At 36.1% G+C, this 24,263-nt stretch carries 17 protein-coding genes; 2 read left to right on the top strand and 15 right to left on the bottom strand.

Annotated elements, in window-relative coordinates:
• Window positions 1-73: 73 nt before the first annotated feature.
• The 14 genes from F1003_RS00635 to tilS form a co-directional block, all read right to left on the bottom strand.
• On the bottom strand, window positions 74-3,523 hold the full coding sequence (locus F1003_RS00635) for a T9SS type A sorting domain-containing protein (protein ID WP_155087265.1): 3,450 nt from the start codon (window positions 3,521-3,523) through the stop codon (window positions 74-76).
• 10 nt (window positions 3,524-3,533) lie between these two features.
• A complete protein-coding gene (locus F1003_RS00630) occupies window positions 3,534-4,514 on the bottom strand; it encodes a YheT family hydrolase (protein ID WP_155087264.1) in 981 nt (326 codons plus the stop codon).
• A gap of 151 nt (window positions 4,515-4,665) precedes the next feature.
• Window positions 4,666-6,561: a CocE/NonD family hydrolase gene (locus tag F1003_RS00625; protein ID WP_155087263.1), complete on the bottom strand. Its 1,896-nt coding sequence runs from the start codon at window positions 6,559-6,561 to the stop codon at window positions 4,666-4,668.
• 107 nt (window positions 6,562-6,668) lie between these two features.
• A complete protein-coding gene (preA, locus tag F1003_RS00620; RefSeq protein ID WP_155087262.1) occupies window positions 6,669-8,003 on the bottom strand; it encodes an NAD-dependent dihydropyrimidine dehydrogenase subunit PreA in 1,335 nt (444 codons plus the stop codon).
• A 107-nt stretch (window positions 8,004-8,110) separates the two neighbouring features.
• Window positions 8,111-9,436, bottom strand: coding sequence for an FAD-dependent oxidoreductase (locus F1003_RS00615; protein WP_155087261.1), 1,326 nt, complete (start codon window positions 9,434-9,436; stop codon window positions 8,111-8,113).
• A 40-nt stretch (window positions 9,437-9,476) separates the two neighbouring features.
• Entirely contained in the window at window positions 9,477-9,827 is a 351-nt protein-coding gene (locus F1003_RS00610) for a four helix bundle protein (protein ID WP_155087260.1), read from the bottom strand.
• 45 nt (window positions 9,828-9,872) lie between these two features.
• Window positions 9,873-10,739: a nitrilase-related carbon-nitrogen hydrolase gene (locus F1003_RS00605; protein WP_202913867.1), complete on the bottom strand. Its 867-nt coding sequence runs from the start codon at window positions 10,737-10,739 to the stop codon at window positions 9,873-9,875.
• Window positions 10,740-10,783: 44 nt separating this feature from the next.
• A complete protein-coding gene (locus F1003_RS00600) occupies window positions 10,784-11,179 on the bottom strand; it encodes a GxxExxY protein (RefSeq protein ID WP_155087259.1) in 396 nt (131 codons plus the stop codon).
• A 245-nt stretch (window positions 11,180-11,424) separates the two neighbouring features.
• Window positions 11,425-12,807 carry a dihydropyrimidinase gene (hydA, locus tag F1003_RS00595; protein ID WP_155087258.1) on the bottom strand — a complete coding sequence of 461 codons (1,383 nt, stop codon included), beginning with the start codon at window positions 12,805-12,807 and terminating at the stop codon, window positions 11,425-11,427.
• Complete coding sequence (locus F1003_RS00590) at window positions 12,808-14,478, bottom strand: NCS1 family nucleobase:cation symporter-1 (RefSeq protein WP_155087257.1); 1,671 nt, start codon at window positions 14,476-14,478, stop codon at window positions 12,808-12,810. It abuts the gene before it with no gap.
• Between the two features lie 4 nt (window positions 14,479-14,482).
• Window positions 14,483-15,817, bottom strand: a complete 1,335-nt coding sequence (locus tag F1003_RS00585) for an aminotransferase class III-fold pyridoxal phosphate-dependent enzyme (protein ID WP_155087256.1) — start codon at window positions 15,815-15,817, stop codon at window positions 14,483-14,485.
• Between the two features lie 67 nt (window positions 15,818-15,884).
• Window positions 15,885-17,354: a CoA-acylating methylmalonate-semialdehyde dehydrogenase gene (locus tag F1003_RS00580; protein ID WP_202913866.1), complete on the bottom strand. Its 1,470-nt coding sequence runs from the start codon at window positions 17,352-17,354 to the stop codon at window positions 15,885-15,887.
• Between the two features lie 186 nt (window positions 17,355-17,540).
• Window positions 17,541-19,181: an adenine deaminase gene (ade, locus tag F1003_RS00575; protein ID WP_155087255.1), complete on the bottom strand. Its 1,641-nt coding sequence runs from the start codon at window positions 19,179-19,181 to the stop codon at window positions 17,541-17,543.
• Between the two features lie 47 nt (window positions 19,182-19,228).
• The gene (gene tilS, locus F1003_RS00570) at window positions 19,229-20,554 is read right to left on the bottom strand and encodes a tRNA lysidine(34) synthetase TilS (protein WP_155087254.1); all 1,326 of its coding nucleotides are present in this window, start codon (window positions 20,552-20,554) and stop codon (window positions 19,229-19,231) included.
• 114 nt (window positions 20,555-20,668) lie between these two features.
• Here tilS and F1003_RS00565 point away from each other — a divergent pair, with 114 nt between their 5' ends.
• Window positions 20,669-21,358: a hypothetical protein gene (locus tag F1003_RS00565; protein WP_155087253.1), complete on the top strand. Its 690-nt coding sequence runs from the start codon at window positions 20,669-20,671 to the stop codon at window positions 21,356-21,358.
• Between the two features lie 90 nt (window positions 21,359-21,448).
• On the opposite strand, the gene pabB is transcribed toward F1003_RS00565, so the two are convergent.
• Window positions 21,449-22,741, bottom strand: coding sequence for an aminodeoxychorismate synthase component I (gene pabB / locus F1003_RS00560; RefSeq protein WP_155087252.1), 1,293 nt, complete (start codon window positions 22,739-22,741; stop codon window positions 21,449-21,451).
• A gap of 128 nt (window positions 22,742-22,869) precedes the next feature.
• Here pabB and F1003_RS00555 point away from each other — a divergent pair, with 128 nt between their 5' ends.
• The gene (locus F1003_RS00555; RefSeq protein ID WP_162306868.1) at window positions 22,870-24,222 is read left to right on the top strand and encodes a DEAD/DEAH box helicase; all 1,353 of its coding nucleotides are present in this window, start codon (window positions 22,870-22,872) and stop codon (window positions 24,220-24,222) included.
• The last annotated feature ends 41 nt before the right edge of the window (window positions 24,223-24,263 follow it).

The following is a 24,263-nucleotide window of genomic DNA, read 5'->3' as shown; positions in this document are numbered from 1 at the left end:
TTGTGCTAAACAAAAAAACCTCACGGGTTTTGAAAACCTGTGAGGTTTAAAATCATTCTTTTTAGCTATACATCTAGTTTTTGATGAACTTTTTAGTGGATTTTGACTCTCCTGATTGTATTTCCAAGAAATAGACACCATTAGATAAACCTGAAACATCCAAACTATAATCCGAAACTGAAATTTCTATAGAATTCAGTTCCCTACCATTAATATCAACGATGGTTAATCCATCAATAATTTGATTGAAAGTTATTTGCAACTTGTTTTGCGCAGGATTTGGAAACAACTTTACATTCTGTAGTTCTACCTCATCCACACTTAATGGTTCAACGATTTCCGTATTTACCGTATTGGTTGTTATTGGCGGATTAAAATCAAAATAGATGTCTGCTACTCCGCTGATAATGTCGCCGACTTGTACATCTGCTTTTGGCTTAATTTTGTAAGCCACGTAGCCATTAGATCCCTCTTCATCTTCATCACTATGAGGTAAATTTATTTCATCAAAAATAAATTGTACAAAATTACCATTTGTTATTTCTACACGTCCTTGATGACTTAGGGACTCAAGTTGCATTGTCGTCCAATCGAGTTTATCGTCTAATTGGTGATCTACCCTAACATTTATAGCTGAAGCAGTACCTATGTTTTGGAAACGAATTATGTAGTTCAAATAGTTGCCCACATCATCAATTAATATTTCATCTCCTTGTAAACAACGAATATCATTAGGGTCATACGGTCCAACTACGGGTTCGAATAGTTCAAAAGTATTATCATCTGGTGTAAGATCACCATTAACGGGATGAATTGTACCTGTTAATGTAATGGTGTCAAATATAGTAGCAGTGACAAAAAACTCAAGTGGTAAGATTCGGGTTTCCAAAGGGTCTAAATCTTCAAATTCTAAGACAATACTATTACCAGTATCCACTACGGTTTCAGTACCTGCATTTAAGAACTCTAATTTATCTGGTTCATAATCAAAAGTTATTGAACCATCTAACGTATTAGTGCCAACATTTCTATAAACCACATAATATGTAATATTTATAAATTGTCGAGGTGTTTGTGACGAATAAATACTAATATTTAAGTCATTGATATCTGCCGAGGTTTCCAGACAAAAGTTAACCGTATCGGTGTTTTGCAAACCCGAAAATGTGGACGTCGCAGAATTTGGTGATATAGAATAATAGCTTGGTAAATTATTAACTGTGGTGGTGTAAGTATCCTCTCCAACAAAAAATTGATAAGCACCTGTTTCTGATGAAAATGTGGCAAAACTTTCTGATGGACTCTCTGTACTTATAAGTACATCCGAGAGATTTATATTACCATCTGCACAACCATTGTTATTTACATCTAATGACAACACTCCATTAATTTCATTTCTTAATTCCCCAAGATTTTTAAACCAGTGCATATACCAGTTAGATTGGTAGTCTGAAACTATGTCAACTTTACCATCATTATCAATATCCTCACACACTATTGACCTGTAAAGATCTGCACCACTCGGCGACCCAAAATGGTGAACTAATTGTTCTTGCCCAAAAGCACCTAGGCCATCGACATTCTCAAACCATACGATATCATCATCTTGAGACAAGGCAACGGCAATATCCAAATCACCATCAGAATCTAAATCTGCAACAGACATGTCTCTATACGATAAACCTTCTGCGATGACATTTCCGTTTCCAAAATTTGCTACTCCATCCAAGTTCTTAAACCATACAATATTTCCGTTACTATTATTGTTTGTTATTACATCTAAAAAACCATCATTGTCTATATCCTTTATGAAAGCTTTTGTGGTCCAAATATCATCATCAATGATTATTTTAGGCCCAAAGACACCTTGACCATCCAAGTTCTCAAACCAAAAAATCCCAATGTGCGAACCACTGAGTATATCTAAGTCTCCATCTCCATCAATATCGGCAGAACGCACGATATTAGCTTCTTCATTTTCGACAACATACTGCTGAGCACCGAAATCTCCCTCACCATCTAAGTTTTCATGCCAAATTATTTTGTTCCCAGACTCAACGGAATAAACAATATCATTGTCATTATCGCCATCTAAATCACAAACAAAGATATTTCTGGCAAAATAAGCCTCTGAATTAATTACAATGTCTGGACCGAAATTTCCTGAACCATCTAAATTTTTAAACCAAACTATTCTATGGTCTGATGAGGCTAAAACGTCCATGTCGTTATCACCATCCAAATCTGCTATAAAAGCTGTAAACGCTAGATCTGCATTTGTTTTTATTAGTTTTGGCGTACTGAAACTACCAAGGCCATCCTGGTTTTCGAACCAAGCAATTTTACCATCACTTAGGCTGGTCGTTAAAATATCATTATCACCGTCATTATCAATATCTTTGGATAATATATCAGAAAACCCAGGCGTAAAGATGATGATATTGGGCTCATCGTATTCAAAAATTCCTAGGCCATTTAGGTTTTCGTGCCACTGATTATTTGTAGTCACATCCAAATCTCCATCTCCGTCCAAATCCACTATAAAAGGAAATCCTTCGGAATCATGATCGGCTATATTACTTACTGGAATTTGGCTCATGGCCCCATTTCCATTAAGATTTTCATACCACTTTAGTTGAGTACTGCTGACTATTAAATCTAAGTCCCCATCATTGTCCATGTCTGCTGAATTAAGAATTGTACCATTTGGTATAATATCTTGCGCACCGGAGAATGTACCTTGCCCATCTAGGTTTTCATATAGTTCATTCTTCATGAAAATATCCATATCACCATCATTGTCTATATCTGCAATATGGATACTGTTGTAAACATATGTAAGATTTAGTGCTATTATTTGCTCACCACCAAAATTTCCTTGGCCATCTGTATTTTCAAACCAGACTAATTTATCATCGCCCTGTGAAATCGAAGCTATATCTAAATCACCATCACCGTCTAGATCAGCTACCTCTAAAGAAACTAAAGAACTTATTGAATCAGAAATAATTTGCTCATCTCCAAAATTTCCTTGACCATCTAAATTTTCATACCATAGTGCTTCTCCCAAAGTTAGAGAACCAACTAACACATCTATGTCGCCATCATTGTCAATGTCACCTACTTTTATTGACCGAATATTACCTAGCGATGAATCAATAAGTATTTCATCACTAAATGTTCCTAAACCATCTAAATTTTGAAACCATCTTACTTTAGTACCAGACTGAGAAAGTACATCTAAGTCATTATCTCCATCAAAATCTGCTGCAAACACTAAATCGCCCGACTCTTCAGAAAATACATTACGCACACCAAATTTACCCTGACCATTCAAGTTTTCGTACCAGGTGGATGCTGACAACATATCCATATCTCCATCGCCATCAATATCAGCAGGAAAATAAGGGTCGGCATCAATAAAAAAATTTAAACCAAAAATAATCTCTCTTTCAAACCCAAGCTGCCCAAAACCAAGCTGCAAACCAAAAATTAAAATAAGTAACGTGTAAAAATGTTTCATTATAAATGTATTACACTTCAAATTTACCTTTATTGATAGAATTTACAAATTCCAGTGCACGCCATTCATTATAATAGATATTTCTTTTGTCGATAAACCCTACATGTCCACCGTATTTGGGCATTTCTAAAAATAGGTTTGGGTTGTGTTTCGCTTCTTTTACAGGATAACATTCTGCAGATAAAAAGGAATCGTTTAGTGCGTTGATTATTAAACTTGGTACTTTAATATTAGGTAAAAATTGTAGGCAACTTGCCTTCTCATAATAATCTAAAGCATCCTTAAAACCGTGGGCTTTAGAGGTGTAAACTTCATCGAATCCAATTAAAGTTTTTATTGAATTAAAATCCTTAATATTAATATTATCAGGAAATTGTGATAACTTAGGTTTCAACTTATCTTTGAGATGTTTTAAAAACCTGATTGCATAATGCCTATTCTTTAAGCTCAACAATGCATCACACGAGCCTTTTAAATCACATGGTGTAGAAATGGCGATTACTGATTTTATTTCTTTTGGCACGTCATCACGTTCGCCTACATATTTTAAAGCCATGTTAGCGCCAAGGCTGATGCCTTTAATGTAAATTTCGTCGTATTGGTTTTTCTCCAATATACTGTTGATAACGGCTTCCAAATCTTCCGTTGCACCAGAATGGTAGCTGCGATACAAAAGATTGGGTTCACCACTACAACCTCTAAAATTGACCGCACAGGCATCAATGCCGTTTTCGTTGAATAATTTTGCTGTTCCTGTGATGTAGGGTCGCTGGGCGTTGCCTTCTAAACCATGAAGCAAAACAATGACCTTATTAGACTTTTGCTCAGCGTAACTCCAATCTAAATCGAGAAAGTCACCATCTGGTAACGTGATGCGTTCTCGTGTTTGTACTACACCTTTTACACGTCTTGCTAAACCTGAAAATACGGTTGATGTAAAGCTTTTCTTTGCCCAGAATGGTGGTTTGTATGTTGGTTGGATTATTGGCATCCCCTTTGTCTTACGGACATTTCCCCAAAGGGGAAATATTTAAGAATTAATTTTGACATCTAAAATAGATGTATAAGATTTTAAAAATCTATCAAGATATAACATCTTTGCGTCTTCGCGACTTTGCGTGAAACTCATTAGCCCAAAATATTTATTCCTTCAAAACTGTAAACTCTATTGAAGAATCATTAAACACCCTATGCGTTTGTACCTTAAAATCAGACTCCTTGGCTTCAAAGATGTTATCCACATAGGTTTGCGGATTGGCATCGATGTAAGGGAAAAACGTACTCTGCACCTGCACCTGAATCTTATGCCCTTTTTTAAACGTATGGAAGACATCTTGCAACTTCAAATTTACCGCTGTTTTTTGATTTGGCACAAAAGGTTCTGGCTTTTCCATACTGTTTCTAAAGCGTCCTCTCATAACTTCACTTCTCACTAATAAATGGTAGTTACTGAGTTTTAGATGATCTTGTACATCTTCATTGCCCTCTGGTGTTTCCATATCTGATGGGTACACATCAATGACTTTCACAATCCAATCGGCTGCTGTCCCTGTTGTGGACACATTTAGCTTTGTTAAAATATCTCCGGCTAACGTAATGTCTTTTTCAAGTATGTCAGTTTCAAACACCAATACATCTGGTCGTCTTGCCGCAAAACGTTGGTCATCGGTCATAAACTTTCGTGGTGTAAAGACCACTTTAATGTCTTCGGAATATGGTACTGGTTTCAACGGGTCACTTATGAAGTCAGACGTTGCCATCATACGATTTGGTTGTTGAGTTAGCCTTTCATTTGGCTGTAGCCAATAGCTTTCCTTTGCCGCATTCTTTGGTGGCCATGCTTCAAAAGTTTGCCACGCTTTAGTACCAGTATTGAACATATGCGCTTCAGCCAATCCAGTTTCACCATTAGCTTCACCTTTAAGGAAATGGTTAAAGAATTTGGTTTCAATATTCTTCTGAAAATAATCCGAAATGCTATCCCCAAAATGGATATTCCCAATCACTTGTCTTGGATTACTTCTCGCCCAATCACCATGACTCCAAGGACCAAAAACTATAGTATTGTAGTTGTCGCCATTATTCTCAATACTTTTATAGGTATTGAATGGACCATACAAATCCTCAGCATCAAAAAACCCTCCAACGACCATCGTTGCTGGCTTAATGTCTTTTAAATGTTGAATGATGCCTCGACTTTTCCAAAATTCATCATAAGTAACATGCTCTTTTAGTTGTTCCATAAACACATTGGTGGAATCGTAGAATTTATCGAGTTTACTCAACGGTATATTGTCCACAAAAAACTGATATTGATCTTCAGTACCGATATCTGGAAATTCGTACCAAGCCTCAGTAGTTGGTTTATCCTTCATATAGCCAAACACCGAAGTGGCGCGCCAATAACTCAGTAAATAAGCACCATTGTGAATAAAATCATCAAAAAAGAAATCTCCTATACAAGCTTGAGGCGATACTGCTTTTAACGCTGGATGCGCATCTAACAAAGAATACGTAGCATAAAATCCAGGATAGGAGATACCGTAAGTACCAACCTTACCATTGTTGTTTTCTACATTGTTAATCAACCATTCGATGGTATCGTAAGTATCACTAGCTTCGTCGGTTTGATTTTCTGTTTTATTGGGAATGTAAGCACGCATATTGTCGTAAACTCCTTCACTGTTCCAGCGACCTCTCACATCTTGATACACCATAATATTACCTTCTTCCATGAGGTATTTGTTAGGACCTAATTTTGCCTTAAACTCATCTTCACCATAAGGTCTGCAACTGTATGGCGTTCGCATCATTAGTATCGGATATTCTTTTGAAGTGTCCTTAGGTGAATAAATAGTGGTATGCAATTTAATACCATCGCGCATTGCAATCATCACCTCGTTTTTGGTGTAGTTGTACTTTGCGTAGGTGTTTTCACCTTCGGCTATTTCTGGTGAATCTATAGCTTGATGCTTGTCATCCTTGCAGCTATAAAGTAAAAATGCGATTAAAATTAGGCTGAAAACTTTTTTGATCATGATCTTGGTATAATTTTTTAAAAGCCTAAAGATAAGTATTGCCATTAAAAAAACCTTTTAAAGAATCATCTAAAAAAGGTTATGTCTCACATTAAGTGTAATGGGTTTTACTTCCTGTGTTTTAAAGCATCCTGAGGTGTCGGTACAAAATGTCCTTTACCTCCTGCTCTATCATCGTCGAAAGTTACCGGAATGTCATCATTTTCCGTACGTTCGTACCATGTAACATTTTCTTTACCATCATCTCTTTTTACCATAGTAATGCAATCCTCAACAGGACAAACCAAAGAACATAAATTACAACCAACACAATTTGCTTCAATAATACTCGGAATTCTGATTGCTGGATCATCAGACAAGGCAATAGCTTGGTGCGCTCCATCATCACAAGCGATATAACACAAATCACAACCAATACATTTATCTGCATTTATTTCGGCAACGACTTTATGTTTGAGATTTAAATGTTTCCATTCCGTAACATTTGGCAATGCTTTACCAGCAAAATCATAAATAGTTTGGTAATTTTTCTCTTCCATAAACTGGCGTAAACCTGCTTCCATTTCGCGTACAATTCCGAAACCATAATGCATTACTGCTGTACAGACCTGAACTGAGGTCGCACCTAACAAAATGAATTCAACCACGTCACGCCAAGTTTCAATACCACCAATACCAGATAATGGCACTTTACCAATTTCTGGATGCTGTGCTAAATCCTTGAGCATGTGCATTGCAATTGGTTTTACAGCAGGACCACAATAACCTCCATTGGTTCCCTTTCCATCTACGATTGGATAAGGTGCATAAGAATCTAAATCGATGCCAACAATACTTTTAATAGTGTTGATTAGGGATATGGAATCTGTTCCACCTTGAACGGCTGCCAATCCTGGGTCAGTAATGTGTGAAATATTTGGTGACAGTTTAGTAATTACCGGAATATTGGCTGCTTCCTTAACCCAACCAACAATAGTTTTTAAAACTTCTGGTTCTTGACCCACAGCTGATCCCATTCCGCGTTCACACATTCCATGTGGACAACCAAAATTAAGCTCTATACCATCTGCTCCAGCGTTTTCTACATCTTTTATAATTTGCTCCCATTCTGCTCTGCTTTCCACCATTAAAGATGCAATGACTGCATGATCGGGAAAATATTTTTTAACTTCTTCAATTTCACGAAGGTTGTCAGCTAAAGGTCTATCCGTAATCAATTCGATATTATTGAATCCCATCATTTTGGTACCTCTATAATTTACGGAACCATAACGACTCGATACGTTTACTACCGGAACACCAAGCGTTTTCCAAACGGCTCCTCCCCAACCAGTATCAAAAGCTTTCATTATTTGATATCCTGAATTTGTTGGAGGTGCTGATGCGAGCCAAAACGGATTCGGTGATTTAATGCCTGCGAAGTTTATGGATAAGTCTATCATATTTTTGTTTTTTTCATTCCTGCCAAGGCAAGAATCTATTTTATTATTTGTGGATTCCGCATCACACTTCGACTGCGCTCAGTGGGACAGTGCGGAATAACAAATCTTTATTTATTCAAATAATTATGCATACCACGTGCTGCCATTTTTCCATCATATGCTGCATTGACCACTTCTGCTCCACCATTAATGGCATCTCCTCCAGCAAAATATTTTGGATTTGAGGTTTGGAATGTTTCTGCGTTTACTTTGATAACTGTTCTATTGTCGATATCCAAATTATCTATAAGTTTGAACAAACGTCCCATTTTGGCTTGTCCTGTAGCTTTTATTACCAAATCGCATCGCACTACAAAAGTGTTTTTCATGTTGGTTTTTAATTTGCCTTCAACAATTTCTGTTTTTGCAAATTTTACACCTTCAACTTTTCCGTTTCCTACAATCTCTAAAGGCGTAACATGAAACAAACTATCTACTCCAGCACTTATAGCTAAATCATACTCAAAACCATAGGCTCCCATTTTCTCTTTAGAATTTCGATACGCTAAAACTACTTTTTTAGCTCCCATCCTAGCCGATTCTGAAGCTGCATCCATTGCTGTATTTCCACCTCCTAACACAACAACCTTTTGAGGGACTTTCATTTTGTGCTGTTTTTTACGAAGCTCTTCAATAAACTCTACAGCTCCTACAACATTGGCTTTGTCTTCTCCTTCTAATCCTAAAGTTCTTGTGTTTCCTAATCCTACTCCCAAAAAGATGGCATCGTAATTATGCTCTAATTTTTTTATTTGTTCTTTGGAATCTATTGCTGAATTGTATTTAATATTGAATCCTAAATGTTTCTGAAGGTATTCAATTTCACTTAAAACTTCTTCATTGGTTATTTTATATGGTGCAACACCATGAACATTCAATCCTGATGGTAATGATTTTGCTTCATAAATATCAACCTCATAACCCATAGTCCTTGCTTCACTTGCAAAAGCAATTCCTGCAGGGCCTGAACCAAGAACTGCTGCTTTTTTTCCATTTGATTTTCCGGCTTTAAAAATGACTTTGTCTTCACTAATGGTTGTATTTGTTGCATAGTTTTGAAGCCTCCCAATTTGAATTGGCGGCACATCCTGATGATTGTACACACAAGCACCTTCGCACAACACACCTGTTGGACAAACCACTCCACAGGCATTACCTAGCCAGTTGGCAGCAAAAATCGTTTTTGATGCTCCAGTTACATTATCCGTATGAATCTGTTTAATAAACAACGGAATGTCAATATGCGTAGGACACGCTTGAACACATGGTGCATCATAACAAAACAAGCATCGTGAAGCTTCATAATAGGCTTCAGTATCGTTCATCAATGGTTTTTTCTGCTTGAAATTCTTATCGAATTCTTCCTTTGTGGTCGGTCTTTTATATTCTGCCATAATATGGTATCTGGTATTAAGTATTTAGTACCTAGTACACTTACTTTAATGATTTTATTAAACTATGTAACTTTCGTTGAATCATATTTAATTTATCGACGTGATTTTCTTTTTGCTCGTCTGATATAAATTTTAGGTTATTTGAAATTATCAGTTGTGTTTCTAATTCAAAACTTGATGCTAAAGCATAACCTAAAAATAACGAAAACTCTTTTTTAGAGTTTCTACCTGCACCTTCTGCTATATTTGAAGGTATGGAAACAGAACATCTATTTATTTGACTAATTAAGCCAAATTTTTCTCTTTCTGGAAAATCATTAGTTAGAACGTAAATTTCTGTTACTAAATCAACTGAATCCTTCCAAACATTTAGCTTCTTGTAATTATACATTATTTTAGTTTATATACTTACTACCAAATACCTGATACCAGATACTTAAAGCTCCGTGAGTCTTCCATAGGTTTCCGGTCTTCTATCTCTGAAAAATTGCCAAGTAGAGCGTACTTCCTCTATTAAATCTAAATCGAACTCTGCCACTAATAACTCATCATCATCTCGAGAAGCTTCAGCAAATATTTGTCCGCGTGGATCTACGAAGTAAGATTGTCCATAGAATTTCCCTAAGTTCCACGGTTTTTCTTCTCCAACCCGATTTATACAACCCATAAAATAACCATTAGCAGCTGCATGTGCCGGCTGCTCTAACTTCCACAAGTATTCGCTTAATCCTGCAACTGTAGCGGAAGGATTATATACAATCTCAGCTCCATTAAGCCCTAAAACTCTAGCACCTTCAGGAAAATGTCTGTCATAGCAAATATAAACTCCAACCTTAGCGTATTTAGTTTGAAATACGGGATATCCCATATTACCTGGCTTGAAGAAGAATTTTTCCCAAAATCCAGTAGTATGCGGTATATGATTTTTTCTGTATTTACCTAAGTAACTTCCGTCAGCATCTATGACTGCTGCTGTATTATACAATACCCCTGGTGATTCCTTTTCATAAATTGGAACGATAATCACCATATTATGTTTTTTAGCAAGCACTTGCATTTTTTCTGTAGTTGGGCCAGGCACGGATTCTGCAGAAGCATACCATTTTTTATCCTGTCCAGGACAGAAATATGGTGTATTGAATATTTCTTGTAAACATAATATCTGAACACCTTGTTTTCCAGCTTCCTCAATGTATGGGATGTGTTTGTCGTACATAGCATCCATTATTTCTTGAATGGTCCCTTCTCCTTCCGTCATTGGAAGACTCATTTGTATTAATCCTGATTTTATTTTTCTACTCATGATTTATAATTTGTTTTGAACGCTGATGACGCAGATTTTTATGATTAAATATGATTTATTTTATTTGTAAAAACTTTTCGTTTAAACACTGGCTCTTTTCCAAAATTCAAAAGTAAACCTACCTCAACTTCTGTTGCTTTTAAATAATTTATTAATTGAAACTCATGCTCCTCGCAAAGAGATTCAGCAGCTTTTAATTCCACTATTACTGACTCAGACACAATTAAATCTGCATAATATTCACCAACTTTTTGATTTTCATAGTAAACAATAATTTGTTTTTGTTTCTCTACAAACAATCCCATCCTTCTCAATTCAATATACATGGCATTTTCATAAACTTTCTCTAAAAAGCCATAACCTAAATTATTATAAACTTTATAAAAACAACTTATTATTTTTTCAGTAATATCTGAATGTTTGTAATTATTGGATTTCAATTATAAATTTATTTGAACGCTGATGACGCTGATTTTTATGATTAGATATAATTTATTTTATTCGCTTTCTTTATTTTTTTCGTTTTACTTAATATTCAGTGAAAAGCTGCTATATAGACCGCTGATAACAGTGATTTTTTGATTAAATATGAATTTTTACTTTTCTATTTTTACTTTTTATAAATTCCAGTTATAAATACTTTTTATCAGTGATAATCTGCAAAATCAGCGTCATCTGCGTTCCATTATATTACTGTTTTCGATGTTGTTCCTCGAGGAATAAATTGTCCGTGTCCTGCTTTCAATTTACATTCTTCATCTTCAATCGCAACCTGTCCTCTTAAAATTACGGTTTCAGTTTTTCCTGTTATTTTCATTCCTTCATAGGCTGAATAATCGACATTCATATGATGTGTATGCACTGAAATTGTGTGTTCCTTATTAGGGTCGAACACTACTAAATCAGCATCACTTCCTATGGCAATGGTTCCCTTTCTAGGATACATGCCGAATATTTTTGCCGCATTGGTTGAAGCCACTTCAACATATTTTGGTAGTGATATTTTGCCTTTGTTTACGCCTTCAGAAAATAAAATTTCCATACGATGCTCTATGGCTGGATGACCATTTGGGATTTTTGAAAAGTCATCTTTTCCCATTTTCTTTTGTTCCCACATAAATGGACAATGATCTGTACCAACTACTTGTACCAATCCTTGATTGATTCCTGACCATAAGGCTGTTTGGTCTTTCTTTTCTCGTAATGGTGGACTCATTACCCATTTAGCACCATCAAAATCTTTTTCATATAATGAAGCATCTAAAACTAAATACTGTGTACAGGTTTCCACAAATACTTTTTGATTACGTTGTGTGGCTTTTCTAACGGCGTTTAACGCACCTTCACAAGTCATATGAACAATGTAACCTGGACAATCTGTATAGTGCAACATATCTGAAAAACGTGCTGACGCTTCGGCTTCTGTAACTTCTGGCTGTGATAGATAATGATATAAAGGTGACAAATTTCCTTTGGCTTTATTTTTTGCGATGAGCGAATCTATCATGTCGCCATTTGTAGCATGGACAGTCACCAATCCACCATGTTTTTTAACTACCTTCATCAGTTGCACCATTTGTCCATCATCAATCATTAACGCTCCTTTATAAGCCATAAATGTTTTGAACGATGTTATACCTTCTTCCTCAATCATTTGTACAACTTCTTTAGCAACATCATCATTAAAGTCGGTTACAGCCATGTGATACGAATAATCTCCAATTGCCTTTTTCGATTTTTCTTGCCAAGTTTTTAAGGCATTATGAAGCGTGTCCCCTTGTGTTTGTAATATGAAGTCGATAACCATTGTAGTGCCTCCATGCAAAGCAGCACGAGTTCCTGTTTCGTAATCGTCACTGGAATAGGTTCCCATAAAAGGCATATCTAAATGCACATGAGGGTCAATTCCACCAGGAAAAACAAGTTTATTTGAAGCGTCAATAATTTTATCAGCTTCATAATTTAAGTCCTTACCAATGGCAACAATTTTTTCACCTTCTGTGTAGACATCAGCGATATAACTTTCGGAAGCCGTAACAACACGACTATTTTTAATTAGTATAGACATTTACCTTTTCTTCATTAATAAATAATACAGGACAAACGAAATGATGAATCCTGTAAACCAAGATAGTGAATACAAGAAACTCAATGCAGGTACCCAATAACCAATCAGTGCGGCAAACACACCAATTCCTAATGAAATCATTCCGGCTCTATTAAAGCCTGTTTTGTTATAGGAATAGATTCCTTCTTCTTTATAGAGTTCAGCCAGTTCCATTGTCTTCTTTCGGACTAAAAAATAATCGGCAATCAGAATTCCAAGAACTGGACCCAACAAACCACTTACAAAAATCAAGAATCCTGAAATTTCGTTTAATAACCACCAAGGCATAATTAAAATGCCAATTATTCCAGTAATAGTTCCTCCTGTTTTAAAACTAATCTTTTTAGGCCATAGATTTGAAAATGCATTAGATGGTGCTATAACGTTAGCCGCTATATTGGTACTCAACGTAGCTATTATCATAAACACCTGCGCTACAATGACGACGACTGGGTTTTCGAATTTTGCAATTAACGAAACCGGATCCCAAGGTGCATCATCTGCTATCAATATATCCTTAAAGTTAATAATTGCTGCACAAGTCACAAAGATCCCAACAAAAGAATAAAGCATCATGGTTGCCGGAAGCCCTAAAAACTGTCCCACAACTTGATCTTTCTGAGTGGATGCATACCGAGTAATATCTGCTATACTTATGGACATTGTAGCCCAAAAACCAACCATAGCAGTAAGCCATAAAATATAACGCCACAATTTACTTTCTTTAGAATTTGGGTCGACAATATTTGCTGTAACGACACTGGACAACACTGGTGATTCTCCTTCTGTGTTTCTGAATTGTACCTTAACATTATCAGGATTAGAAATTGCTATAGGTTGATTTGTAAAAGTTTCCCAAGTTGTATTTTCATTGGACACGATATTATACTCTGAAACTTTCAGGATTCCTTCTTTATCATGCAATGCATTAAGATTTAGAAAATAAGTGTCATTTTCATGAGTGATAATTACGGCTGTGTTTTCAAGCTGAACACTTTGGTCCAATACTATTGAAAACCCTTCAGCTTTATTATAACTCCAATAAATCAGAACAATACCTATGATAATTAAGATGGGAGCCGAATAGGTTTCTAGCCATTTGATACTTTCGGTGCCCTTCCAGATGAAATACATATTAATAAACCAGAAAATACCGAAGCTCACGAATTTGCCAATAGACAAACCCAACTCTCCTGTCGAACCTGTAATCGCATTAAAAATCGCATAAATCGCCAATCCACCTATCCAAGTTTGTACACCAAACCAACCACAAGCAATGATTCCTCTAGTGACTGAAGCTAAGTGAACACCTTTAGTACCGAATGCGGCTCGACCGATCACAGGAAATGGAATACCATATTTTACGCCTGCATGGCCGTTGAGCACCATTGGGATAGTGATTATTAAATTAGCAAGACCTATAATGATAAGAGCTTCGTACCAATTTAAGCCAGTCTTAATCATGTAAGAAGCCAAAAGATACGTTGGAATACAAACCGCCATACCAACCCAAATAGCAGCCAAATGCCATTTACTCCAAGTTCTTTGGTTGGTAGGTACAGGAGCTAAATCCTCACTATAAAGTGAAGAGCTAGATACATCTTCTTGTAATTCAACAATGTCTTTGCTCATTTAATTAATTACAGTATTCGTCAGCAATAGCTATAGCTTGAGAAATAATACTAAGACCCTCATCGACTTCTTCTTTTGTTACATTTAGAGGAGGCGCAATGAAAATCCAGTTCCAGCGCACAAATGTAAACATGCCCAATTCTCTAATCTTTGCAGCCATTTTGTTAGTCACTTCCATCTCACTTCGTTTGGCGTTCCAAGGCGTAACAGGTTCTTTAGTTTTTCGGTTTTTAACCAATTCTATACAACCTAGCAATCCTGTATTTCTAAAGTCTCCTATTGATGGATGTTTTGCTTTTAGTTTTTCGACTTCAGCTTCGATATATTGTCCCATTTCGGCTGCTCGTTCGACCAAATTGTCTTCTTCAATGATTTTTAAATTCTCCAATGCAGCTGCACATAAAGTGGGATGCGCAGAATAGGTCAACCCAATTACCATAGGATTGTCATTGAAATATTCTGCAATTTTATCAGTGACCACAACACCTCCAAGAGGCAAATAACCAGAAGTTAAGCCTTTAGCCAAACACATGATGTCTGGTGTGACATTGTGATGGTCTATACCAAACATTTTTCCTGTACGACCAAAACCACTCATCACTTCATCATCAATCATCATAATTCCATATTTATCACAAAGCTCTCGAACACGCTTTAAATACATCGGTGGATATTTTATACATCCTGATGAACCAGATTCGCCTTCAAATAATATGGCTGCAACACTATCAGGATTTTCAAACTGAACAACGCGTTCTAAGTGTACAATGGCACGTTCACCACATTCTTCAATAGATTTAGAATTCCAAGGACAACGATATGCATAAGGATTTTCAACATGTACCACATTTGGCATTGCTTGACTATCTGAAGGAAAACGTCTAGGGTCTCCTCCTGCTGACATTGCGCCATAAGTTCCACCATGATATGCTCGGTAATGTGTAATAATTTTATGTCGTTTTGTGTACATTCGCGCTAATTTAATAGCGTTTTCTATGGCTTCTGCTCCACCTAGTGTGAAGAATGTTTTTGCAAGATTTCCTGGTGTAATTTCAGCAAGTTTTTTACCTAATTGACCGCGAACATCAGTTGCCATTCCTGGATACACATAACTTACTTCTTGCATTTGTTTTACAACAGCATCAGTAATGCGTTGGTTTCCATGACCAATATTAACATTCATTAATTGAGAAGAAAAGTCTAAGTATTTTTTACCATCTCTATCATAAACATAAGAGCCTTTGGCATGTGATGCGTTTATTGGATTTAACCCACCTTGTTTAGACCAGGAAAAGAGTGTGTAGTCGAGGTTGTTTTTTATGATTTGTTGGTTACTCATTAAGTTGAATTGATTGAAATTTAATATTTGAGTTAAATATTATGAGATTCCTGCCTTCGCAGGAACTTTAGCTCATCCAATTGGTTTTTGCCTCTGGATTCCATTTAATGGTTGTTTTTTTGTTTTGAGTCCAAAACTCTATGGAACTTCTACCTGTGATGTCACCAACTCCGAATTTTGATTCGTTCCAACCTCCAAAAGAAAATGGTTCTCTAGGCACAGGGACTCCAATATTAACACCAATCATTCCTGCACTTGCGCGTTCCATGACTTGTTTTGCCAATCCTCCGCTTTGTGTGAATACAGCTGCTGCATTACCATAATTGGAACCGTTTTCTATCTCTATAGCTTCGTCTAAATCTTTAGCACGTAATATTGAAATTACTGGCCCGAAAATTTCTTCACGAGCTACAGACATGTCAGTCGTTACATAATCAATAATAGTTGGCCCAACATAATAGCCTCCTTCTTTTCCTTTTACAGTAGCGTTACGACCATCGAGCAAAATTTTAGCACCATTTTTTTCCGCTTCAGCGATATAGCCTTCTATGCGTTCTTTCGCTTCTTTTGTAATAACAGAACCCAAATTTTCACCTGGAATTATGGTTTTGGCTTCCTCTACCATTCTGTCAATAATATGTTGCACTTTATCTACACCAACCATTACAGAAGCTGCCATACAGCGTTGACCTGCACAACCAGACATAGAGGCCACAACGTTTGAGGCTGTCATTTCTGGATTGGCATCAGGCAACACCAACAAATGGTTTTTTGCGCCTCCTAAAGCCACGCATCGTTTTAAGTTTGATGTTGCACGTTTATAAACAATTTTCGCCACTTTAGTAGAACCTACAAACGACACTGCTTTAATATCTTCATGGTCACAAATGGCCTCAACCACTTCCTTACCGCCATTAACGATATTAAACACACCATCTGGAAGTCCAGCTTCCTTAAGCAATTCTGCCATACGAACTGTACTTAGTGGCACCAATTCCGATGGTTTCATCACCATTGTATTTCCAAGCACTAGAGCATTTGGTAATGTCCAATGTGGTACCATATTCGGAAAATTAAAAGGTGTAATGGACGCTACAACACCAAGAGGTTTGCGTTCTATTCTGCACTCAACACCTTTACTTACTTCCTGAACTTCGTTTGTGATTATTTGTGGAATGGAAACTGCAAACTCACAAAGCTCCATACTTTTTTCAACTTCAGCTTTAGCTTCGCCATAGGTTTTACCATTTTCTAGTTGAACTAACTCGGTTAGTTCTTCCATGTTTTTTTCTAGTAAAGTGCGATATCGGAAAAAGATTTGAACACGCTCTTTAAAGGTCATATCAGACCATGATGGAAATGCTTTTTTCGCAGCTTGCACGGCAGAATCTACATCTTGAATTGTGGATAAAGGAATTGAAGAAATCTTACTTCCATCTAATGGACTTAAAACATCCATAGAGTTTTGGCCATTTCTTTCAAATTTACCATCTATATAATTTTTTACTTCGGAAAGTGTTTCGCTTACATTCATCATCAGCTTATCAGATTAATTTTATTAATATTCGAACAAAAAATAAGAATGCTGTAGAAAATTTGCCAAAGGGTTGACTATTTCTAACCGCACTCTATCCAAATATATGAAATATATATTAATACGAGCTTATTATTGAAAAGTCAATAATAAATTGAGCGTAATGTTGAATGATTTTTAGTTTAGTACTTAAAGTTCAACAGAAGTAAATTTAAAATCGCCTCCATTGAATAATCCTTTATCACTCAATTTTAAAGATGGAATAACCAATAGTGCCATAAAGGACAAACTCATGTATGGAGCATGAAGCTTACTGCCTAATGCTTTTGCCATTTTATCCAATTCGGAATACTTTTTACCAATAGTTTCTGCATTTTGATCGCTCATGATGCCTGCAACAGGAAGTGGAACCACTTTTTCTGCCTGTTCGGCAGACAGGTCTTCTGAGTTTGAAACGGCACAAATTCCACCTTCATTTTCAATTAAAAGATTAACTGCTTCGCAAATGGCTTCATCAGACACTCCAACCGCTATGATATTATGAGAATCGTGACCAACAGAACTTGCAATGGCACCTTCTTTCAATCCGAAATTTTTTATAAATGCTATTGCTGGTTTATCGTTCTGATAGCGATTGACAACAGTCATTTTTAGGACATCATTATCAATATTTGAAACTAGATTGCCGTTTTCAATCTTAGAATCTTCGATAATTTCATTAGTCACCAACTCACCATCTAAACATTCTATAACTCGAATTTGTTTCGCATTGGATTCAAACCTGAAATCTGAAACCACTTTTTTATCTGTGTTGAAATTGTTTAAGTTTTCAAATTCTACATGCTTAATTTTCGAGACTCCATTATCGTAAACCAAATCACCGTTGATATACGTTTGAAGCGTTTTAAAGTCTTTTAAATCCTCGACCACAATCATATCTGCATCATCACCAACCTTTAGTAAGCCTACATCTAGATTATAATGTTTTACAGGATTGATACAAGCGGCTTGAAGTACTTTAAACACATCAATGCCTTTAGCCACAGCTCTTGCGCATAATTGATTAATATGTCCTAACAGCAAATCATCTGGATGCTTGTCGTCACTACAGAACATCATATTTTCAAAATGCCCATCGAGTAAGCCAATTAGTGCATTAAAATTTTTGGCGGCACTACCCTCTCGGATTATGACTTTCATTCCTTTTTGAAGTTTTTCTAAACCTTCTTCATAGGTGAAACATTCGTGGTCTGTAGAAATACCTGCCGAAATATATTTGGTTAAATCATCTCCTCGCAATCCTGGCGCATGACCATCAATGGGCTTGTTGTAGTGTTTTGCCCATTCCAGTTTTTTAAGTACTTCGGCGTCATCGTAAATGACTCCTGGATAGTTCATCATTTCGGCCAAATACTTAATATCTGGGTTTGACATTAAGGTTTTAATAGCTTCGGAATCGATAACAGCTCCTGCCGACTCAAAACTTGTAGCAGGCACACAACTTGGAGCGCCAAAATTGAACTTAAACGGTGTTTGTTTGCCGTTCTCAATCATAAACTCTACACCTTTTACGCCAAGCACATTGGCAATTTCATGAGGATCGGAAACGGTTGCGACAGTACCATGCTTTACTGCTATTTTGGCAAATTCGCTTGGTACGAGCATGGAACTTTCTATATGGATGTGAGCATCTACAAATCCTGGTAGGATGTAATGATTTTCATTGCAGTCTTTTTCTTCTATGGATTTAATCTTACCGTTTTCAATGGTGATTTCCCCTTTGAATATTTTACGGTTTGAGATGTCTATTATGTTTCCTTTTAGTTTCATTGTTTTTGACACGGACCTGCCTGCCGACAGGCAGGTTACACAGATTCTCACGGATTAGCCAATTCTACTTTTAAAATTTGTTCTGTTTTATTAGTCACTTTAAAACGTTCATCTGCTCGTTTTCCAACTATCCAAACTATGTCATTATTTGAGGTCAATACCCATGTTTTTTCTTTCTCGATTAAAGACAATTTTTCATCTTTTAAATATTTGCTGACTTTCTTTTTGCCATTCATTCCCAAAGGATGAAATACGTCTCCTTCTTTCCAAATTCTTAGTTCCAAAGGGAAATTCAATTTGTCCTTATCAACATATATAGTCGTATTGCTTTTTTCTTTTACAGCGTCTGCTTCATCAAAAAATAAGATTCCTAAAGGTATTTTTACTTTACTATTTATAACTTCGGCTTCGCTCAGTGTGACACTTTTGGTTGTTTTAGATTTTTTCTCAGACAAAATCAAATAGTCACGATGTTTTACCAAACGATGTGTGCTGGAAAACACTTGCTTTCCAGATTGTGCATCCAAGAGATTAACAACATCGTTCCATTCGGTAAATCCAAATTCATTTAAAAGTTCAAATAAATACGCTTTTGGATTCTTCAAGTTTTTAAATTCAGAAACCTTGAAAAACACATCATCTTCATCTAATGAAACGATTGCCTCGTTTGCAACGGAATCAACACTTTCTGCAACAATATCTGCTGTATCATTGAGATGGTCTAATGTATTTTGAAAGCTATCCAACAACTGCGGATTAATGTCTTTTAAAATCGGAACGACTTCGTGTCGAAGTTTGTTTCTTAAGTATTTCCGGGATGAGTTACTGCTATCTTCTCTCCATTTAATTTGGTTTTCTTTTGCGTAAGCTTCAATTTCCTGTCTTGAAAATGGCAATAATGGCCTAACGATGTTTTCATTCTTCATCGGGATTCCCGTTAAGCCATTCAGCCCTGTACCACGAGTGAAGTTGATGAGAAAGGTTTCGAGATTGTCGTCTGCGTGATGTGCTGTTAAAATATAATCGAACTTCAATTGCTCTGCCAATTCAGCAAACCAATTATAGCGCAGTTCTCGAGCTGCCATTTGTATGGAACGTTTAAAATCCTTGGCATAAGCTTCAGTATCAAAATTCTGGACAAAGACTTCAACATCCAAATCTTCAGCTAAGTCCAGAACAAAGACTTCATCTGCATCGCTTTCTTCATCACGTAAATTAAAATTGCAGTGTGCAAGTGAAAAATCGAGATTCAGTTTTTTACACAAATGCGCCAAAACTACACTGTCTATTCCGCCAGAAATAGCAATGATTACTTTACTTTCCAGCAGAAAAGGTAATTTTTGTTGTAAGTGGCTTTTAAAATTCTCAAGCATTTCGTAAAGATACGATATACAATTAGTGCTGCAATTACATACGTTAAAATGATAAAAATTATTGAAAATATGATTATTTATAGATAACTTTAAAGAACACAAAAACAAAAGGTTATGAGCACATTACAAGAACTCTCTTCAAAATCTGCAAAAATTACCTTTGATAAAAAAGTTCTTTCTGCAGTAAGCTATTTGCACCCTTATGTAAAACACCGAATTTATATTGCTGAAACCTCTGGTATTCTTCCAAAAAACATGTATTCTTCCAACGGAATTATTGATGAATGCATTATACAGCTCTACAATAATGGGTTTAATATCGATGCTGAACGCCATGCTGTAAAATTGGAATTATTTAAGCTGGTTGATGATTATATGAATGAACTCTTTAAAAAAGAGGTCTTTCATAAAAACACCATTAGCACAAGTGAAATGCGTAAAAGAGAAATCGCAAAACTCGGTGAAGATTATACCATAGATGCTGATATGGATTTAATATTAAATACTGAGCTTAACGACATTTCGTACCAACGAGAAAAAGACAATGAGCTTTATTTATACGAAGACAAGGAGACCTCAATACTTAGAGCTTTTGACGTTTCTAACTTACCCATCAAAAGATCTCCTGAAGTATTTGGGCGATTTTATAATTGGCTGCCTATTAACATTTCTAACATAGTGGATTTGTATATTTTTGGAAACCTTAATTTTGAAGACATTGCCAAAATAAAAAACATCAGCAACCATCGGGTAAAATTGATTTTTGATAGGGTTAAGAATAGTTTTAGAACACATATTGAATAGGGATTTAGTACATAGCTTGAAGGTTCTCGCTAAGGCGCAAAAAAAAGCTTTGCCAATTAATACTTATGTCTATTTGCTTTTTACTGAATATTAGTTCTCTAAAACCTCACGCATCGCTTTGGCCTTAATCAAACATTCTTCGTATTCTTTTAGAGGGTCACTTTTAGCTGTAATAGCACTACCAACAGAATAAGACACATATTTTTTTGTCTCGTTATAAAGAATACTGCGTATAATCACATTAAAATCAAAATCGCCATCTGGTGTAAAATAGCCAACTGAACCAGAATACAAGCCACGCTTGGTTTCTTCTAATTCTTCTATAATTTTCATTGCTGAAATCTTTGGTGCTCCCGTCATACTTCCCATTGGGTAAGTAGTTTTTAAAATATCAATAGGCTTAATATTTTCCGAAACTCTCGAAGTAATTGTTGAAATCATTTGATGCACCTGCAGAAATGTATAGACTTTGCACAGTTCTTCAACTTTAACGCTTCCCTTCTCTGCCGTGTGGGATAGATCGTTTCGTACTAGATCCACAATCATAATATTCTCGCTACGTTCTTTTTCATCTTTAGACAAAGCTTCCTTAAGCTTATTATCTTCATTCTTGTCTTCTGACCGCTTTGCAGTTCCTTTTATAGGTTGGGAAATGACCTTATTACCCTCTTTTTTGATGTAGCGCTCTGGTGAAGCTGATAACAAATATTTATCCTCTAGTTTTAGGAAGGTTGCAAAAGGCGGTTTTGATATCGCATTAAGCTTGTTAAACGTTTCTAATGGGTTAATCTGACTGTCTTCAGCGTAGAACTCTTGACAAAAGTTGGCTTCGTAGATGTCGCCTCGTTGGATGTGAGCGAGCATTTTGTTGACTTTGTCGAAGTAGTCGTCTTTATGGATTCTGAGTTTGATTTTTATTAGATCATTAGATTTTTGGACTGTTAGATTGTTAGATTCTTGGATCTTTACTAAATCACTTTCAATCTCATCGTCCACCATTTTTAAATATTGAATTTCGACTTCATCTCCTTTTACTAAAAAGAGCTTTTTTGGTTGAAAGAAATATAAATCCGGAAATGCTAAGCCATCAAAATTTTGTGACTTTAAGTCCTCTGTGGTATTCTTAAGATCATAAGTGAGGTAACCGAAAATCCAATCTTTAGTTGATTGTTGGTATTCGTTAAGCCGCTCAAAAGCATCTATATAATCCGTTTTAATGGATGTAAATGCATCTACCGCTAAAACAGCATCAAAATTGCTGTATTTGCCTGAATGATCGTTAGAATCTATCCAAACCACATCATCGAATTGCTGTGCCCAAACCAGCAATTGTTGCTTGAAATTCTCAGAATGTTTTAGTGAATGCTTAAGTGTTGTTCTCAATAGAAAAATAATTAGTGCAATTTACCGAAAATTAAACTTGGAGTAAAAAATTTTAAAACCAGTTTGGATTTTGAATACTAAGAGGCCTTTAATTCTGAAAACGTATCTTTGTCGCTTAAAAATAAACTGTGACATTTCAAGATTTAAACTTAAACACCCCTTTATACAACGCTATTGAAGACTTAGGCTTTGAGAGCCCAACTCCGATACAGGCAGAGGCTTTTAATGTTGTGGCTTCTGGTAAGGATGTCGTTGGTATTGCACAGACTGGTACTGGTAAAACCTTTGCCTATATGCTTCCGATTTTACGACATCTCAAGTATTCGAGACAAGACAATCCAAGGGTTTTGGTTTTGGTGCCAACACGAGAGTTAGTGGTACAGGTTGTGGAAGAGATTGAAAAAATGTCGAAGTACATTAACAATCGTGTTTTGGGTGTATATGGTGGCACTAACATCAACACACAAAAACAAGCTGTGGCGCAAGGTCAGGATATTATTGTAGCTACGCCTGGTCGATTGTACGACTTGGCTGTTAGTCGTGTTTTGCAATTAAAATCGATACAGAGATTAGTGATTGACGAAGTGGATGTGATGCTAGATCTAGGTTTTAGACATCAACTGATGAATATTTTTGATATTCTACCACCACGGAGACAAAACATTATGTTCTCTGCCACTATGACTCAAGATGTAGATGAATTGATAACGGATTTTTTCATTAATCCGACGAAGATTTCCATTGCTGTTTCCGGTACTCCTTTAGAGAATATCAAACAGCAACGTTACGATGTCCCTAATTTTTACACCAAGGTCAATCTTCTAGAACATCTGCTTCAAGACAAGGATGAATTTTCAAGAGTATTGATTTTTGTGGCTTATAAAAAGATGGCGGATCGTCTTTTTGATCAGCTTGAAGAGTTGTTTCCTGGTGATAGCTGTGTTATTCATTCCAACAAAACCCAAAACTATAGGTTACGAAGTATTGAACAGTTTAGTGAGGGAGAACATCGATTATTAGTTGCCACGGATGTTATGGCCAGAGGTTTGGATATTGACGATGTATCGCATGTTATCAATTTTGACACTCCAGATTATCCTGAAAACTATATGCACCGTATCGGTAGAACTGGGCGTGCAGAAAAAGAAGGTAATGCTTTGCTTTTTTCAACAGAAAAAGAACAAGAAGCCAGAGAGCGTATTGAAGCCTTGATGGACATGAAAATTGAAACCATCGACATTCCTGAAGACGTTGAAATTTCTACTGAACTCATTGAGGAAGAACGGCCGCAAATACGTGAGCACAATAATCCTATAAAACGTAGATCTGATGAAGTTGGGCCAGCATTCCATGAGAAAAAAGAAAAGAATAAAAAAGAGAACTTAGGTGGTTCTTACAGACGTGAAATAGCCAAGAAATACAAAAAGCCTAAAACCCGTGGTGATAAAAATTATAATCGTAGAAACAAAAAGCGGAAATAGTCTCTAGTGTCTAGTGCCTAGTGAAAAATATTTAAAATAAA

The organism is Winogradskyella ouciana (genome assembly GCF_009709615.1).
Lineage (GTDB): Bacteria > Bacteroidota > Bacteroidia > Flavobacteriales > Flavobacteriaceae > Winogradskyella > Winogradskyella ouciana.
The sequence above is the reverse complement of the archived record's forward strand: the minus strand, read 5'-3'. Positions and strand labels throughout refer to the sequence as shown.

Coding starts and splice junctions, on each gene's coding strand:
- F1003_RS00580 (WP_202913866.1), bottom strand. CDS start 17,354: ATGATGAATGTAAGCGAAACACTTTCCGAAGTAAAAAATTATATAGAT.
- F1003_RS00635 (WP_155087265.1), bottom strand. CDS start 3,523: ATGAAACATTTTTACACGTTACTTATTTTAATTTTTGGTTTGCAGCTT.
- F1003_RS00610 (WP_155087260.1), bottom strand. CDS start 9,827: ATGTATAATTACAAGAAGCTAAATGTTTGGAAGGATTCAGTTGATTTA.
- F1003_RS00585 (WP_155087256.1), bottom strand. CDS start 15,817: ATGAGTAACCAACAAATCATAAAAAACAACCTCGACTACACACTCTTT.
- F1003_RS00565 (WP_155087253.1), top strand. CDS start 20,669: ATGAGCACATTACAAGAACTCTCTTCAAAATCTGCAAAAATTACCTTT.
- hydA (WP_155087258.1), bottom strand. CDS start 12,807: ATGTCTATACTAATTAAAAATAGTCGTGTTGTTACGGCTTCCGAAAGT.
- F1003_RS00615 (WP_155087261.1), bottom strand. CDS start 9,436: ATGGCAGAATATAAAAGACCGACCACAAAGGAAGAATTCGATAAGAAT.
- F1003_RS00625 (WP_155087263.1), bottom strand. CDS start 6,561: ATGATCAAAAAAGTTTTCAGCCTAATTTTAATCGCATTTTTACTTTAT.
- F1003_RS00630 (WP_155087264.1), bottom strand. CDS start 4,514: ATGCCAATAATCCAACCAACATACAAACCACCATTCTGGGCAAAGAAA.
- F1003_RS00590 (WP_155087257.1), bottom strand. CDS start 14,478: ATGAGCAAAGACATTGTTGAATTACAAGAAGATGTATCTAGCTCTTCA.
- F1003_RS00605 (WP_202913867.1), bottom strand. CDS start 10,739: ATGAGTAGAAAAATAAAATCAGGATTAATACAAATGAGTCTTCCAATG.
- tilS (WP_155087254.1), bottom strand. CDS start 20,554: ATGCTTGAGAATTTTAAAAGCCACTTACAACAAAAATTACCTTTTCTG.
- ade (WP_155087255.1), bottom strand. CDS start 19,181: ATGAAACTAAAAGGAAACATAATAGACATCTCAAACCGTAAAATATTC.
- preA (WP_155087262.1), bottom strand. CDS start 8,003: ATGATAGACTTATCCATAAACTTCGCAGGCATTAAATCACCGAATCCG.